We start from the raw sequence: 16,179 nt of genomic DNA, 5'->3' as shown, positions 1-16,179 counted from the left end.
CAATGCCCTCTGCGCCATTACCCACCCAGCCCCTGTATCGACCCGAAGCCGTTTGCGCATCGCGGGCACAACAACTCGGCAAGGTCCTTGTCGATCAGCCCCTGAGCTATTGGTTGATAGCCCTGCTGGCCGGTCTTCTAATCGTCATGATCTCGGCGTTCGCCTACTTCGGCAGCTACACACGCAAGGCCACCTTGCACGGCCTGTTGATGCCCGAGCAGGGTATGTTGCGCCTGAGCGCGCCCGGCACCGGGATCCTCAGCGAGGTGCTGGCCACAGAGGGGCAACGCGTCGACAAAGGTGATGTGCTGGTAGTGATCTCGGGTGAACGTCAATCAGGGCTGGGTGACACGCAGGCATTGATTGCCGAGCAACTGCAAAAGCGCCAGGTAATACTCGAGAGGCGCCAGGCCCTGGCGGATGAACGCTTGTCGGGGCAACAGCGGATGCTCGACAGCCGCCTCACCACCATCGCCAGCGAGCTTCGTCAGTTCAGCGAAGAACACCGCCTTCTGAAACGCCGGGTGGAACTGGCGCATGCCCACTTTGCACGCCAACAGCAACTGGCAGCGGCCGGGTTCATTGCCGCTGCCCAATTGCAGACCGCCGAGAGCGAGTTATTGGCCCTGCAAGGCCAACTGCAGGCTACCCAACGTGCACGTGCCGGCCTAGAGCGCGAACGCACTGGGCTACTGGCCCAGCAGCAGGAAGCAGGTTTGCGCCACCGCGACGAGACGAGTGACGTGGACGGGGCCATGGCTCAGATCAAGCAAGAGCAGGCGGAAAACGGAGCACGTAGCGAAACAAGGATCGTGGCGCCCCATGCCGGGACGGTTACCGGCTTGAACGTACAAGTCGGCCAGCAAGTCAGCGCGGGCACGGTGCTCGCCAGCTTGCTGCCGGAGGGTTCGAACTTGAACGCTCATTTGTATGCAGCGTCCCGTCAGGCCGGTTTCATCGAGCCAGGGCAGCCAGTGTTGATGCGCTATGCCGCCTATCCGTACCAGAAGTTCGGCATGGCTCGGGGCCGAGTGGTGAGTATCACCCAAAGCCCCTATGCCGTTCAGGAGCTGCCGTCCCATATCGCCTCGTCGCTGCAAGGCCAGGGCGGGCCACCTGAACTGTTCTATGGGGTCACGGTGGCGCTCGACGCGAACAGCATCAGGGTCTTTGGGCATGAGCAGCCATTACAAGCGGGCATGTTGCTGGAGGCGGATGTCATCCAGGACCGACGGCGGCTGTATGAATGGGCGTTGGAGCCTTTGTATTCGGTAACGGGGCGATTACGGGATTAAGCATTTTCAACAAGGGCGATGCCCAACTATTACGGGGAAACGATGAATTTGACACCACGTGAGTCAGAAGTACTGCGGCTGCTGTTGCTCGGCAAGACCAACAAGCAGATCGCAATTGATTTACATATCAGCGATTACACGGTACGCGACCATGTGTCATCGCTGCTTCGAAAACACTGCACGCACTCTCGCTCGACATTGATGGCAGCGCATTTATCAGGCCACCACGACACCTGTCGGATATGAAGGCGCATCAAACGAGTGCAGCATTACAGCGCTACCCGTTCTGAAAGCCAAACATAAAGCTTTAGACTCAAATTAGATTTACACCAAGCGATTCAACCGAAGGTAAACAACTACCTACTACCCCATATTTCAGGAGACACGCTATGAAGGATTTACTAATCGAAGAACTCGAGCTGATCGCAGGCGGGTACGGTATCCCCGGAGCTGTTGTCAATGCAGCCATCGCCGGGGCCGGCTACATCGGGTACCAAAGCATGACAGGTGAAGGCTCAATGAATGGTTTCGCAACGACTGTAGCGGCAGGTGCCATCAGCGGCTTCATCGCAGGCCCTGCGGGTGCGCAAGCCGTTGCAGCCGGAGCTATCGCAGGCACACAGGCCAGTTTTTATGGCGGAATGGCAGGCGGAATGATGAGTAATTGGATGAATGCCGCCGGGACTAACTACAACCGATAGCCGTTAAAACCACACTTCCAATGCGCGCCATCAGCTATGGACAATTAAAATATGGATGCCTTAGATGCATTAAAATTTGCACTCACAATAGGCGCAAGCCTGACAATCGTGCTTGCAACAAAGCACATACTTTTTTATTTCAAGAAAGACATATCAGACCCATTATATCTTCCGTTCGCCATCACCTTCTCCACATTAACAGCGCTCCACATCGCCGATAAATTGTCACGCACACTGGCCATCGCCTTAGGCATAATCGAGTGATAGACATGGAGCCCCTTGAAGCAATCAGGCTCAGCCTTACAGTAGGCGTAGCACTGATCAGTTGCACCCTAATAAAAATACTTCTTCTAATTTTTAAACCAAGAATTCCAGAACCTCTAGAATTTTCATTGCTCACCGGAGCGCCCGCCATAATTGCTGCTCACATCACAACCACTTATTCACAGGCGTTAGGTTCCCTGCTCGGACTGACAAACTAACAACAGAAACCTCAAATAACTTCAACCTCACAAAGCAGAAATACATTCTCTCCCGAGCAATCCGTCCAATCTAATCATTGGCGAACCTACTGGAGTCTATTCCAATGCCACAGCTTTCATAACGGTTGGAAAAATTAGTTTTTATTGGGGAATGATTGGTGAAGTGATAAGGCGTGGGCTGGATACTTCCGGAGCCAACTACAACCGTTGAGTAACGTCCCCCTGATGAACATAAAATCCATCCTTACTCAGAGAAACCAAATATGACTTGTGTTGGCGCCGTACAGTTTTTCTCATCATCACTCTTAATGCTGGCCGGCGTACTAATCATCAAGGCACTGCTTTTGATATCCGGCTGGCGAACATCAAAGTCGCTTGATATTTTCCTATTAGTATTCCCTTCAACCATCCTATCAGCTTACCTCTCCAACAGATGGTCGCATCAGTTGATAAATCACCTGTGCCTGGAAAACTAGACCACACATAATTAACACTCCAAACACCGGCCTCAAGATATCTTTCATACCGACAACCATGATCATTGACTTCAAAATCACGAAGCACGACTTCACTCGCCTTCACCAAGGTAAATCGCCACTTGTAATCAGTAACGCCATTAGCACACCGCTATCTTTTTCCTGGCCCGACGCCAATGAGATCATCGAGCGAGCGTCTATTGATACAGACGACTTCAAGATCCTCCACAACGGCCTGGTCCCCAAGCAGGAGTACATCGAAACCTTCTATGACGTCGGCATGGTCAGGCACCGACTGATCAAGTCGGCGGTCTATGAGCGTCTCAAGAATGGCGCAACCCTGATCGCCAACAAGCTCGTCAACGAACCCAAGATCCACGCCCTGGCCCGCCAGGTGGCGCACTTCACAGGCCGACAAACCGTCAGCAGCGTGTATGCCGCCTTCGGCCGCCAGGCATCCTTCCAGACCCACTGGGACACCCGGGACATATTCGCCATCCAATTGATCGGTCGCAAACGCTGGCTCATCTACCCGCCAAGTTTCGCCGAGCCATTGTTCATGCAGCAGAGCAAAGACCTGGAGCATGACTATCCCTGCCCAACCGAACCCTGCATGGATCTTGTCCTCGAGCCAGGCGACATCCTTTACCTGCCGCGAGGCTGGTGGCACAACCCGCTGCCCTTCGAGGAAGAAACCTTCCATCTTTCCGTCGGCACCTTCCCTGCCCACACCCTGGACTACTTGCACTGGACAACGCAAAAGCTCCCGGAGCTACTGGCAGCGCGCCAGTCGATGAGCAGCTTCGAGCACGACCGCGACAACCTGTCGTCACTCGCCGCCCATCTGGCCGAACGCCTCACCGATGCTGATCACTACCAACAGTTCATGGAGGCTTTTGACGCGGCCCAACGTATCGATACGCCACTGGCCATAGATCTCTTCGGCAACCCCGCCATGGCACCTTTACCAGATGATGCCCAGTTACGACTTGCCGCCAACCGCACCGCGTCGATCGCTCAGGGTCACCTGATCGCCAATGGTTCTCGAATCACCCTGGATGAATCGGCGTTGCGCGTGGTGCGCTGCATTGATGACCAGCCGGGAGTCCGTCTGGACCAACTGATCGCTGTCCTGGCCGATATGCCCCCCAGCAAACTTCGAACCCTGATTCACGACCTGTGCTGTCAGGACATCCTGGAGTTGAGCCGCCCATGAGCAGCAGGCTGCCCTCTCCAGTCAGGATATTCAGACCATGCGCGTGACCCTGCAGGCCGAAAGCCAGGAGTGCGGCCTGGCCTGTCTGGTGATGATCGCCGCCACCCATGGCCTGCATCTGGACCTGGCGACCCTGCGCCGGCGCTTTGCCGTTTCAAGTAAAGGCACCAGCCTGGCGCAACTGATCCGCCACGCTCAGCAGCTGGCGTTCACCTGCCGGCCATTGCGCCTTGAACTCGAGGAAATCCGCCAGCTGCGCACCCCCTGCATCCTGCACTGGAACCTGAACCATTTCGTGGTGCTGGAGGCGTTCAAGGCCGGCCGCCTGGTGATTCTCGACCCCGCCCGGGGCCGCCAGATGATCACGTTGGAAGAAGCCTCTCGGCACTTTACCGGGGTGGCCCTGGAGCTTTCGCCCAACGCCGAGTTCGTGCCCGCCCAGCACAAGCCGCGCCTGCGGCTGAGGGCGTTGACCGGCCGGGTACAGGGGCTCAAGCGTGCGCTGGGCAACATCCTGGTGCTGGCCCTGGCGCTGGAGGTGGTGGCCCTGCTCTCGCCCCAAGTCACGCAGTGGGTGGTCGACGGCGCCCTGGTTTCCGCCGACCGCCAATTGTTGCTCCTGGCCGTGATAGGGGGCTGCCTGCTGATGCTGATCGACTTCGCCCTGCGCATGGCCCGGGGCTGGATGAACCTGCGCCTCAACCAGCAACTGGCCCTGCAATGGTCAGGCAACCTCTTCAACCACCTGTTGCGCCTGCCCTGGCCGTTCTTCGAAAAGCGCCAGCTGGGGGACATCACCGCACGTTTCCAGTCGCTGGCGGCCATTCGCACGGTCTTCACCAATGGCGCCATCACCGTGGTGCTGGATGCCCTGGTCACCTTCATTACCTTGGGCATGATGCTGTTGTACAGCACCACGCTGACCGGCATCGTCGGGGTGGCGGTGCTGCTGTACGCGGCCCTGCGCCTGGCGTTCTACCACCCCTTGCGCAATGCCTCGGAGGAGCGAATCGTGCTGGCCGCCCGGGAGAACTCGTACTTCCTCGAAACCATCCGCACGGTCATGCCACTGAAGCTGTTCAACATGACCTCGGCGCGCCTGGCCACCTGGCAGAACCTGCTGGCCGATGTGCAGAATCGCGACGTCGCCACCCAGAAGATGCTGTTGGCATTCGCCAGCCTCAATACCCTGATCTTCGGCATTGAAGGCATGTTGCTGTTGTATATCGGCGGCCTGGCGGTGCTGGAGGGCGGGCTGTCGCTGGGCATGTTGCTCGCCTTCCTGGCCTACAAGAGCCAGTTCACCGGGCGCGCCAGCAAATTGATCGACCTGGGGGTCGAGATCAGGATGCTGTCGTTGCATGCCGAGCGCCTGGCGGATATCGCTCTGGAACCCACCGAGCCGATGACGCAGCTGGAAACCGACATGCAGCGCATCGAGCCCTGCCTGGAGTTCCGGGATGTTTCCTTCCGCTATGCCGAAGGGGAGCCCTGGATCCTGCGTAACCTGTCCCTGACCATTGCTGCCGGCGACTCGCTGGCGATCGTCGGCGCATCGGGCTGCGGCAAGTCCACGCTGTTCAAACTGATGCTCGGCCTGCTGCAACCCGCTGAAGGCGAAATACGGATCGGCGATATACCTGTGCGCCAAATGGGAGTCGAGGGGCTGCGCGGCCTGGTGGGTTCGGTGATGCAGGATGACCATCTGCTGGCCGGCTCCCTCGCCGAGAACATCGCCTGCTTCGATCCTCACGCCGACCAGGGCGGGATCGAAACGGCGGCGCGGCATGCCCATATCCACGACACGATCAGTCAGATGCCCATGGGCTACCAGACCCTGGTGGCGGAGATGGGCAGCGGCCTGTCCGGCGGCCAGCGACAACGCTTGCTGCTGGCTCGGGCGCTGTACAAGCAACCGAAGATCCTGGCCCTGGACGAAGCCACCAGCCACCTGGACCTGCACAGTGAGCAATGCGTGGCAAAAGCCATGCAGCAAATGCGCATGACCCGCGTCAGCATCGCCCATCGCCAGGAAACCATTGCCCTGGCCAGCCGCGTGGTGCGCCTTGAGAAAGGAGCGATCGTCGAAGACTGGCGGCGCGCAGCCCTGCCGGAGCCTGCCTGATGCCCATTGCCGCACGCCTGCTCGCCTTGGCGCTGGGGTGCCTGGCGCTGCCCACCCAGGCCGACGACCTGCTAAGCATTTACCAGGGCGCCCTGCTCAACGACCAGCAATGGTCGGCGGCCAAGGCCGAACACCAGGCAGGGCTGGAAGCCAAGGTACAAGCCCGCGCCGGCCTGCTGCCCGAACTGTCCCTGCAGGCGCAGAACGCCTGGAACCGCACCCAGTACCAGCTCGACAACGGGGCGATGACTCATCGCCGCCAGAGCCGGACCTACAGCATCCAACTGGTGCAACCGCTGTTCCGTTGGCAGAACTGGGTCCAGTACCAGCAGGGCAGCCAACAGACCGCCCTGGCCATCAGTCGCTACCACGAAGCGCGCCAGGCGCTGTTGCTGCGCGTGGCCGAAGCCTACTTCGCGATCCTGAGCGCGGAGGCAAGCGTGGATGCCCTGCGCCAGCAGCATGCCGCCGATACCCAGCAACTGGCCAGCGCCCGCAAGCATTTCGAGCTGGGCAACGTCAGCATTGCCGACGTGCACGAGGCACAAGCCAGCGCCGACGCGGCCCTGGCTGCATCGATCAAGGCCGCCAGCCAGGTCGAACTGGCCCGCCACGGACTGGCGCGGATCATCGGCCGAACCCCCGGCCCCCTGCAGGGCCTGCGCGAGGGCGTGAGCCTGGCCCCACCGTACCCCGCCAATATCGGCGCCTGGTTGGCTGCGGCGCAGCAAGACGCCTACGAGGTCCAGACGCAAGCCTTGCGCCTGGCCATCGCGCAAAACGAAGTGCGCAGCCGCAAGGCCGAGCACCTGCCTACGCTCGACCTGGTGGCAAGCCAAGGGGTGCAGCAGCAGCCGAACATCGGCGCCGCGCGCAGCGACCTTACCAGTGTCAGCCTGCGCCTGAGCCTGCCGCTGTACGCGGGTGGGCGCCCCAGCTCGGCGGTGCGCCAGGCCCAGGCATTGAGCGCCCAAGGCGAGGCCCAGTACGAGGAAGCCAAGCGCACCGCGCAGTTGCAGGTGCGTGAGGCCTGGCTGGGTGTACTCGATGGCAGGGCCCAGGTGCAGGCGCTGGAGGCGGCGAGAATCTCGGCCAGATCGGCGTTGGAGGCCAACCGGCTTGGATACCGGGTGGGGGTGCGCGTGAGCATCGACGTGCTGGAGGCCCAGGGGCGTTTCACCGACATCGTGCAACAGCTGTCCCGAGCGCGCTACGACACCCTGCAGGCCCAGCTGCGCTTGAAGGCAGCCGTGGGCGGCCTGATGGAAAGCGACCTGCATGAGGTCAACCGGCTGCTTGGCTCAACGCTTGCCCGTGAAAACGAAGGTGAAGCGCCCGGCGCTTTCGCGGGTAAACCCGCTCCCACAGGTTACGCGGTGAACTAGAGGGTCACCGCATCCCCGAGATACCCATCCATCAATCAGGCTTCCTTGTCGTGCATGGAACTGCATTTCGAGCAGTCTGCATGGCGTGGGAGCGGGCTTGCCCCGCGATGCCGGCGACGCGGAGTCTGGCAGCGGCCAGCCCGGCCTGTACAAGAAGACGGTTGCCCACTGGGTATGTGTCGTCCCCGCAGGCCAATCTCAGCTGGCGACACCGCTTTTCGGGCAGTCTGCATGGCGTGGGATCGGGCTTGCCCCGCGATGCCGGCGACGCGGAGTCTGGCACCGGCCAGCCCGACCTGTACAAGAAGACGGTTGCCCACTGGGTATGTGTCGTCCCCTCAGGCCAATTTCAGCTGGCGACACCGCTTTTCGGGCCGCTGGCGATCAGCGCCGCGCCGCAGGCGGTCTTGTGGCCATCGAGGGCGACCGGGGTGCCGTCGACGTTGTAGGTGGCGCTGCCTTCGACGATGGGGAACACGCCCTTGCACAGCGGGCAGCTGACCATGTGCCCGACACCGGCGATGGGCTTGCCGTTGACGTTGGTGTTGCCGAAGGAGCCGAGCACCTTGCCACCGTGGGTGGTGGAATCGCCGAGGCGGATGATGTCTTTCATGGGGGAACTCCGTGTCAGTAAGGTGGCGTCGATGCCGGTGGCAAAGCCTAACATGGCGTGGCAGATCAGAGGCTATAGGCCATCAGTCCGATTGATGTGCTGAGGGTGACAAGGGCAGCCCGTCAGGGCACTGAGAGTTTTACCACCGAGCCATCGGCCACTCCTGCCATCTGCCGTGCGATGCAACCCCGGTAGCGCATGCCCTCGATGGCATTGCCTGCGTGCAGGTTATCCACCGAGAACGATCCACCGAAGGCAAACCCGGTGAGTGGCAGCAATCGCTGGCCCTGGGCCAGGGGGCCGTGCAGCGTTTGCCAGGCGTTCGCCAGGGGCCAACCGGTCAGCACCTTGTAATCCGCCAGAACTGCTGCTGCCCAACCCTCCAGGTCATCAGCCAGGTATTCGAACCCGCCTGTTTCCGGGTCGAATGTGTGCACCTGGCCCTGGCGCAGGCAGAACTGCACACCGAATACGTCCTCGGCGAAGAACAACACTGGCGCTTCCTCCAGTTCAGGAAATTCGAAGCGCCACAACTCCGGGTCATTCCACTGCTGCAGGCTGGATTCGCTGCCCGGCGCGGTGGCCCCTGTGGCGAACACATGCAAAGCGCTTTCAAAGGCGTAGAAGCCATTGCACCGCAAGAGCAGGCTTTCGAGTTCATTGGCCCGCGGGCCCGCCAGGGCGCGACTACGTGCATCGAGCGTGTCGGGCAGGGCCAGGGGCTCACCTGTGATCGACAACAGTTTTTCCAGGCGGGTTATCTGAATGTCCGTCAAATCAACTTTCCTTCGTTGTGCTACATCAGCGTCTGCATCCGTGTAAACCTGCCGTGCATCGGACAAGGTCGCTCGCGAGCCATAGCTCAACAAGTGTACCTCGGTTTGTGGGTATTGCTATTGGCCCTTCCCTTTGGAAATGCGAGGGACCGTGCAGCGCGACTAACGGCAGCGAGCTTTTCCTTCTTTAGCTCTGCTAAATGGTTCAATTTTTAATCCTGAACGCCTCTCTCAGGGTCACCTCGTCATCAAGGTCGCCATCTTCAAAGCACCTCACATTTGCCCCTGCCAATGAAGTACTAAAGAGCTCATACAACTCCAGCGACCTAAAACTGACCTCCAACCACGCAGAAAGTGAGCCAAGCCTGGTCAGCCGCACATCATAAGCAGCTAATGTTGACTGTTTCTGATCTTTGAGACACACAACTCCTTCACCCTCTCCGACATGCGCCTTACAGGTGCGAATTCTTTCGATAACTCGCTGCAACGCAGCAGGGTCATCAAAAACAAGGCGGTATTCGTAGCTCATGATCTATGCGGCCTTTTTCGAACGGTAGGCAGGTCTGCGGGATTGTGGATCGTCTTACTGATTACGATTAGGTGTACCCCGATTGCCTCAAGCTCTTGGAATCCCACTAATGGTTCAACGCGGCAAGGTCCTAATCCAGCCTCTCTTGACTCCAACGTCCACGGCCTGCTGTCTGAGAACAACTTCGCGAAACCGGTTTTTGGCCGTCCAAATATTACCGCTGAAGTAGCTGCCTTTGGAACAGATGCCGGTCAGCTTGAACCCTTGAGAGATTCGCACTTTTGACTCTAGAGGTAATCGTGGGTCACGGCTGTAAAACTCCTCGCCTTTTTAAGTACGTGAGCAGTCGATCAAGAGCCACCACCTTGCCCCTGTCTTGCGGCGTTGCAACTAAAATGCGAGACATCGATTTTCTAATTGAGCTTACGGCAGCCTCCTCATTATTCAGGAGCTGATCCGACTCCAAATCCCGCACCTCGTATGCCGTACCTGAGCGATTCTCAGAAAATCTTACTATCGAATTCCCTCCGACCACCACCGCCCCATCAAGAGCACCCTCGTGCAAATAAAACTCCACACTTAGGCCCCGTGAAATAATCCTTTTCAGCAAAGGAACTAATCGAACACCCGGCGAGAGAGAAATACCACAACCACTTTCTCTTCCATTGAAAAAATAACGCTTTAGTATCACATCCACGGAGCGCACGAAATGGACAGCGAGATAGTCCTTCTCATAGAGGCAAAAATCATCTGCATCGCCAACCATATCAAAATTTTCTGTTTTAAGCTCAGCCTCGCCAAAGGCCCTCAAGCCAAACGTCTCAGCTTTGATGCTTGACGCACCCATCAAATAGCTCAAGCACAGTTCAAAAACATTACATTTCAAGTAATTCATCTGGCTTACCTATTGACAGAGCTTATTCCACTACCGTGATTCGCTTGTGAAACACCCTTGAGCTTCGTGAGTTCAGCCACTTAAAAAAGGGAACAGATTTATTTTCTCAACCCTAACTTCTGTCCAGCCTGATTCTTTTGCTAGATGCATTTAGCGGCGACTTGCGTAGGCTCGTCCACAAACCGACTGTTGTCCGCCTGCTTTGCCCGTCAAAAAGCCTATCGAATCAAGTTAAATTTCTCTGCCGGAACTTCAGTTCTGCGCCACTTGATCCCAGCCGGCAGAAATTAGAATAAAAAACAAATCTGTCCCCTTTCATCTTTAGAAATCACTCCGCTTTCCAAAAACGTTTCCTTTTAAGCTTCTTACGGAGCAAATCCAACTCCTCTCGACCACAGCACGCCTCAAACCTATCCGAAAGCTTACCTTTAATCTTCTCCAGCCTAGAAATCATTTGAGAATCACATATAAACCTTGCAGTTTCCACGCGATAGCCCCTTTCATCTTTCGCGGCAACCTCTTCACGCATATAGTAATGCAGCCCGATATTCCTTAATGAAATCAGGAGGTACTCCAACTCCCAAAGAATATCTACAGCCTCTTCACCAGAGATTGTTACATCTTGTTCTTCACGCAACTACTTCCCCTCCCTACTGAGTTAAATTTTGATCCACTCTGAACCGCCGAAGCTATACATCCCCCGGCCGCTCCCAAAACTCAATTTTATCCAAAACCCTCTCCAGATCATCCATATCATCATCGCCTAGCGTATCATCGAATTTTGAAGAAATTATCATTCTCATTTTTGCCAACCTGTCAGTCACCCGCTCGGAATCAATAAATTTCGTGATCGCCGCACAGTAATCTTCACAATCTGCTAGGTCCGCAATTGACTCACTTTCATAGTGCCGATTCAATCTTCCAAGCGACACCAAGATAAACTCTACCTCTCTCAATATGGCGTCCACATCTTTCCTGCTCAGGGAGATTTCTTCATTCTCAATTCTCATATAACTTCCTTCGCACCACCGTATGATTTCTCAGTTCAAGATCACCTTTGACCGCCAACTATTGTTTATGATAGCGGGACTTGCCCACCCACTCCAACCTGCTATCCTCAACGTCAGCCTCTATATAATCCAGACCTTTATCTTCCTTGATCTGATATTTTTCTGCACCTCAATTTTTGACAACGATTTATTACTGGCATGCTCCAGATACACTCTATTTCACATGCGCAGCCTGGCCACTTCTTGCCAGTTGTAGGCCGCTGCTGGCAAGGGCCTTGGACCTGCACTCAATGATCGAGCCAAGGCGTAGTGAGTTAATTGCTTTAAATGTCACCAATAACTTATTTCCCCAGCGAAAAGTAATGCCTCAACGAGTCGATTCAATACCTGACCAACCGACCTGTTTTTTGGAAAATGCACGATCAGCGCTTAACATTGATAATTCACCGGCGAAGATCGGATCCTCCTTCACCGCTGTTTCTTGAGCGGCGCTGAACACTACCGCCCCTGTACCACCTATGCTCTCCAAATGCATCTGAGCTACATAGAAGTCATAAAAATCAATAACAGCTGCCTCCACACACTCCAAGCTCTCAAGTTCACCCTCTTTGAAATACTGAGCAAGATCTGACAGAGCGTACAAGTACATATTTAGCAGAATACCCTCTGCTTTAGCATCTTGCTCATCAACAACAGTGCTTCGCATGGCTTTCTCTACCCCTTTGAGAGTGACTTTTTTGCCTTCCGCAAGCCACCTCCATGCCTGATCGAGCAAACCAATAAATACGGTCGGGATTACGATACCTTTGCCCTCTAACAGCACCGTAAGGCGATCAAGTGACTTCAGCACGACATAAAGCCCAACTCGCTCATCATCACTCATGCTCTCAACCTCTATTCCGCTTCAACGGCGACACAGGCTTGGCACCATACCCCATGATTGTTTCCTCGCAGTTCACGCATATTGGCCTGCTGGCCGCATTTTCCTGCATCATCATATTATTTTTCTCTGCGTACCTTTTGATAATGCTGGCCTCCGCATGTCCATCTTGTTACTGCGTGGATCGCTCCCCAGCGGGCGATTTAGTTCCTAAGTTTCCTCGTCCAGCAGATTGCCTGCCGGATCGAAGGCATAGGTCTCGGCACCGAGGCGGCTGGTGGTTTGCAGCGGGCAGCCAACCAGATCGTACTGATAGGCCAGGTGACCACGGCGGGTATCGCGGATATCGGCCTGTTGGCCGACTGCATCGAATGGATCCCAGCGCTTGAGCAGCGTGGACTTACCGTCATGACCACCCAGGAGTTTCTCTTGTAAGCGCCCTGCTGATTCTTAGGCATGGTTTTGCATCAGCTGGTGGCCCTGATGATAGACCCTGCTCGGCACAGGCCATTAGCCACAAAGCAAGCGGTGCTACCGGCGCCTATACAGAGTTAAGTCAGTACCTAAGAAGAGTTACTTCCCCCATGAAAACATCATTTAAAGCCAAAAAAATCTCTTCGCTTTCCACGACAGAGCTTGAAATATTGACTTGAACTGAGTTGAGTGACTGCACCCATCCATAGGCTTCAACGAAACTAAATACAACCTTATCTACAAAAATCTCTACCTTCTTTAGGCCACCATAACCAGCAACACCCGGACTTCCAACCTCAACATAATAAGTATCCTGCCCAAGGTCTTCATCCTGATCATCAATCTCATCCGATCTTTGTAAAATGATGAACTCCGAAGGCTCATCATGGCTATCCGCAAAACCGACTATCAGAGCATCCTCTTCTCTAGAGGAATTAAAACATATCGCTGTAAACTTATTATCCATAGCCATGCTATTTCCGCTTCCGGAGGCCTGTAGTAGACGAGTAATTACTCCCCTTTCACTTCAATGCAAGTCAGCTGCCAGTTGTACTCGCGCCTTTTCAACTGTTCTCTTGAGCATGTAATAGTCGCTCCTCGTAAGCCTCAAGCTTCTTATCTTACCAAGCATATCAATTTATCGAACCAGCGCATCGAGCATCAACCCCACCTGCTGGACACTATCCGCCTACTTGAACTCATAAAAAGGAAGCTGCACACGTGCCTCAACGACTTTTCTAGCTTTGTGATAGCGCTTAACCTCAGGATACTCAGCAACCAATTCCTCAGGCATCACAATAGAGATAAAAGTCATTTTCTCCGCACCACATTCGAGGACAACATCCTCCAGCAATCGCACCATAACCGGCTATATTTTGTTGCGTGCAATATGCTCCGCATCACCGATAAGCGCATGCTGCTCACTGGTCACTCCAAATATCATAAAGCACCAATTTAATAGACGCTCATATTAGCGATAGACGCTTACTACCTCTCGTAGGCGCATAAGCAAATATGCTCAAGCCACCGATGAGACTGATCGATTCCCAGTTTATGAATCGCCCAGCCTTCGGATCATAGTCGCGATTGCGGCTCTAGTTTAGCCCTGCCTCAGAGTCGTGATACTGCCCCTGAAAGCGGATTGGATTGTGCAGGCCAATCTGCTCAGTTTGCCTGCCAATAAGTGCCGCCTCTGGGAGCAAGTAATCACGCTCCCCCTCGGCGACTCATATAATTCTGCCCTAGACTTTTAGCTCCAACCGGGCCTTCTCAACGATTTTTTTTAGCATGGAATATTCCTCACCTGTTAGCTTCAAGCTTTTTATCTCTTTCATCATGTCGACCGAGCGCGTTAATGCATCAAGCACCAAACCAATTTGCTCGGAGCCACCTGCCTCTTTAAACTTATAGAAAGGCAGTTGCACACGAAGCTCAATAACTTGCCTCGCCTTGTGGTAACGCTTAACTTCCGGATAATCACCAACTCGCTCGTCGGGCATAACTATAGTTATGACACTCCATTTTTTTGCACCACATGAGAGCTCGACACCTTCGAGCAACTCAGAGATAACAGGCTCAACTGTATTACGCGCAACTCTCTCTGAATCACCTACTAGAATGTGCTTTTCGCTCGACATCCAAAAATCCATCAGCGACTCCTAGTAATCACTTTTATTTAATGGAGGCCTCTTGCCACCATTTGCAGCCTTATACTCAAGGATTTTTTTATGCTGCCAAGAGTGCATCTCCTTCTTGCTCCCAGATGCTTCCTCTTGCATTTCCACACCATTATCGTCGAGGTATTTTTGCGTGTACCGCTTTTTACCCATTGTAGTTTCGCCATACTTCATAACCTCACCCGACTTTCGATCTCTCAGTGTGTAGCCAATCGCAGGTTTGGTCGAATTGTGGCTATTCCCATGGGTACCATCCGATTCACACGGGCATGGCTTGGATGGATCTTTCCCCGCCGCAAACTTACCACCCGCCTGACGCGGTTGCCCTTTCCACAACCCTAACGGGTCAACCCACTCAACAGGGTTCGGCGCATACGCAAACAGGTTCAAGCCACCGGTGTAACTGATCGGGTCCTGGTTTATGAACCGCCCAGCCCTCGGATCATAGTACCGATAGCGGTTGTAGTGCAGCCCCGTCTCATGGTCGTGGTACTGCCCCTGGAAACGGATCGGGTTGCTCAACCCAATCTGCTTGGCCCACTCCGAACGGGTTTCCTTGATCTCACCCCAGGCCTTGTACTGCGCCGTCCACGCCACCTCGCCAGTGTGGTCGGTCAGCTCCATCGGCGTGCCCAGGTGGTCGCACTGGTACCAGAGGATCGCATCGATCGGTTGCGGTTTGATCTCTTGTTGCCACAACGGATCCTGATCGAAGTCGTACTCGCGATCGCTCCAGTTGGGCTCGCGCAGCAAACGGATCGAGGGTTATGCAGTGCTGGGCCACCGGCACGAGATAGTGGCGTTGAAGTGGCCGATCAGTACCGTGATCAGCGGATCGCCCAGCAGCATCTTGGCGCTGTTACGCAGCCCCTGGCGCACCAGGAACAGGGTCGGCGGCGCCGGCAGCAGGCCGACCTCCGCCCCAGACTAATGAATCGGCGGTGAAACACTTCAACAATGCCTAACTAAACCTGTGATTCCTGAAGGCCCTCCAGAAAACAATTAGGTAGAGCTGTTGGTCGTATACCAGCTTAACGCATAGGAATAGGCAATCTTCTTGTCAGAGGCCGCAATGCTTCTCGATCATTCCACAGCCCTGGAAAAATCTCGAATTTCAGATCATCTCGATTTATCCCAGAATCATAATAACGTGCAAGCCTATCCGAAAGATCTTCATCACCCCACATATTTACCAACTCGTGCCCCTCAATAATTTCACGATCCTCCACAACTGATAAGTCATGTTTTATGACCGGAGCTTCGTAAGTCTCTACACGGTCGCCGCCGCTCAAATCCACTAATCGCCCGCCGTACAGAGAGAAAGTGTCACGACCGCCTTTGAAATGCCCCTTATCCAAAGAAGTATACGCAACAATCCAGTATCTTTGCGGGGTCAAACAACACTCTTGCACCCCTTCAACTGAGATTTTTCGAACGCCCAATTCTTTCAGAACAACCGCACCGACAAATATATGAAACAGTGGTTTCACATCACCCCAATTAACATCATCCCAGCAATCTTCCTGACGAAAGACATCGTACACACATAACATTGCACCGCTCAACATGCGAGCAACGGTGTAAAGATCCTCCCGCACCTGAAGAACAACAAACTCCCCAAACTTCCAAACTATTCTTTTTCTCAT

General features: G+C 55.0%; 17 protein-coding genes and 1 pseudogene. 7 read left to right on the top strand and 11 right to left on the bottom strand.

The annotated features are described in order from the left end of the window. The first annotated feature begins 113 nt into the window (after positions 1 to 113). The 7 genes from LOY51_RS02945 to LOY51_RS02915 all read left to right on the top strand — a co-directional run bounded on the left by LOY51_RS02945 (position 114) and on the right by LOY51_RS02915 (position 7,680). A complete protein-coding gene (locus LOY51_RS02945; protein WP_258644277.1) occupies positions 114 to 1,295 on the top strand; it encodes an HlyD family secretion protein in 1,182 nt (393 codons plus the stop codon). Between the two features lie 42 nt (positions 1,296 to 1,337). Then, positions 1,338 to 1,541 carry a LuxR C-terminal-related transcriptional regulator gene (locus LOY51_RS02940; protein WP_125857258.1) on the top strand — a complete coding sequence of 68 codons (204 nt, stop codon included), beginning with the start codon at positions 1,338 to 1,340 and terminating at the stop codon, positions 1,539 to 1,541. 143 nt (positions 1,542 to 1,684) lie between these two features. After that, positions 1,685 to 1,996 (top strand): hypothetical protein, encoded by a 312-nt coding sequence (locus tag LOY51_RS02935; protein WP_125857257.1) that lies wholly within the window; start codon positions 1,685 to 1,687, stop codon positions 1,994 to 1,996. A gap of 51 nt (positions 1,997 to 2,047) precedes the next feature. Further along, positions 2,048 to 2,260 (top strand): hypothetical protein, encoded by a 213-nt coding sequence (locus LOY51_RS02930; RefSeq protein ID WP_125857256.1) that lies wholly within the window; start codon positions 2,048 to 2,050, stop codon positions 2,258 to 2,260. A 752-nt stretch (positions 2,261 to 3,012) separates the two neighbouring features. Beyond that, the gene (locus LOY51_RS02925; RefSeq protein WP_258644275.1) at positions 3,013 to 4,170 is read left to right on the top strand and encodes a JmjC domain-containing protein; all 1,158 of its coding nucleotides are present in this window, start codon (positions 3,013 to 3,015) and stop codon (positions 4,168 to 4,170) included. A gap of 37 nt (positions 4,171 to 4,207) precedes the next feature. Beyond that, on the top strand, positions 4,208 to 6,295 hold the full coding sequence (locus LOY51_RS02920) for a peptidase domain-containing ABC transporter (RefSeq protein WP_258644273.1): 2,088 nt from the start codon (positions 4,208 to 4,210) through the stop codon (positions 6,293 to 6,295). Then, a complete protein-coding gene (locus LOY51_RS02915; RefSeq protein WP_258644271.1) occupies positions 6,295 to 7,680 on the top strand; it encodes a TolC family outer membrane protein in 1,386 nt (461 codons plus the stop codon). Before LOY51_RS02920 ends, LOY51_RS02915 begins: the two co-directional genes overlap by 1 nt. 349 nt (positions 7,681 to 8,029) lie before the next feature. Here LOY51_RS02915 and LOY51_RS02910 read toward each other — a convergent pair whose 3' ends face one another. The 11 genes and pseudogenes from LOY51_RS02910 to LOY51_RS02860 all read right to left on the bottom strand — a co-directional run bounded on the left by LOY51_RS02910 (position 8,030) and on the right by LOY51_RS02860 (position 16,179). Further along, positions 8,030 to 8,293, bottom strand: coding sequence for a PAAR domain-containing protein (locus LOY51_RS02910; protein WP_011531938.1), 264 nt, complete (start codon positions 8,291 to 8,293; stop codon positions 8,030 to 8,032). 122 nt (positions 8,294 to 8,415) lie between these two features. Next, positions 8,416 to 9,135: an SMI1/KNR4 family protein gene (locus tag LOY51_RS02905; protein WP_258644269.1), complete on the bottom strand. Its 720-nt coding sequence runs from the start codon at positions 9,133 to 9,135 to the stop codon at positions 8,416 to 8,418. A 139-nt stretch (positions 9,136 to 9,274) separates the two neighbouring features. Continuing rightward, the gene (locus tag LOY51_RS02900) at positions 9,275 to 9,598 is read right to left on the bottom strand and encodes a hypothetical protein (RefSeq protein WP_125857252.1); all 324 of its coding nucleotides are present in this window, start codon (positions 9,596 to 9,598) and stop codon (positions 9,275 to 9,277) included. A gap of 304 nt (positions 9,599 to 9,902) precedes the next feature. Continuing rightward, positions 9,903 to 10,493, bottom strand: coding sequence for a hypothetical protein (locus LOY51_RS02895; protein ID WP_125857251.1), 591 nt, complete (start codon positions 10,491 to 10,493; stop codon positions 9,903 to 9,905). 328 nt (positions 10,494 to 10,821) lie between these two features. Next, the gene (locus tag LOY51_RS02890; RefSeq protein ID WP_125857250.1) at positions 10,822 to 11,130 is read right to left on the bottom strand and encodes a hypothetical protein; all 309 of its coding nucleotides are present in this window, start codon (positions 11,128 to 11,130) and stop codon (positions 10,822 to 10,824) included. Positions 11,131 to 11,182: 52 nt separating this feature from the next. Then, positions 11,183 to 11,503 (bottom strand): hypothetical protein, encoded by a 321-nt coding sequence (locus LOY51_RS02885; protein WP_125857249.1) that lies wholly within the window; start codon positions 11,501 to 11,503, stop codon positions 11,183 to 11,185. A 367-nt stretch (positions 11,504 to 11,870) separates the two neighbouring features. Beyond that, positions 11,871 to 12,386 (bottom strand): hypothetical protein, encoded by a 516-nt coding sequence (locus tag LOY51_RS02880; RefSeq protein ID WP_125857248.1) that lies wholly within the window; start codon positions 12,384 to 12,386, stop codon positions 11,871 to 11,873. Between the two features lie 553 nt (positions 12,387 to 12,939). Continuing rightward, positions 12,940 to 13,329, bottom strand: a complete 390-nt coding sequence (locus tag LOY51_RS02875) for an Imm10 family immunity protein (protein WP_223811883.1) — start codon at positions 13,327 to 13,329, stop codon at positions 12,940 to 12,942. Positions 13,330 to 14,098: 769 nt separating this feature from the next. Then, on the bottom strand, positions 14,099 to 14,506 hold the full coding sequence (locus LOY51_RS02870) for an Imm44 family immunity protein (RefSeq protein WP_125857247.1): 408 nt from the start codon (positions 14,504 to 14,506) through the stop codon (positions 14,099 to 14,101). A gap of 360 nt (positions 14,507 to 14,866) precedes the next feature. Then, a pseudogene (locus tag LOY51_RS02865) lies at positions 14,867 to 15,292 on the bottom strand (RHS repeat domain-containing protein); the annotation flags it as partial. Between the two features lie 272 nt (positions 15,293 to 15,564). Continuing rightward, positions 15,565 to 16,179, bottom strand: a complete 615-nt coding sequence (locus tag LOY51_RS02860) for a DUF8309 domain-containing protein (RefSeq protein ID WP_258644264.1) — start codon at positions 16,177 to 16,179, stop codon at positions 15,565 to 15,567.

This window comes from Pseudomonas sichuanensis, assembly GCF_024749065.1.
Classification (GTDB): Bacteria; Pseudomonadota; Gammaproteobacteria; order Pseudomonadales; family Pseudomonadaceae; genus Aquipseudomonas; species Aquipseudomonas sichuanensis.
The sequence above is the reverse complement of the archived record's forward strand: the minus strand, read 5'-3'. Positions and strand labels throughout refer to the sequence as shown.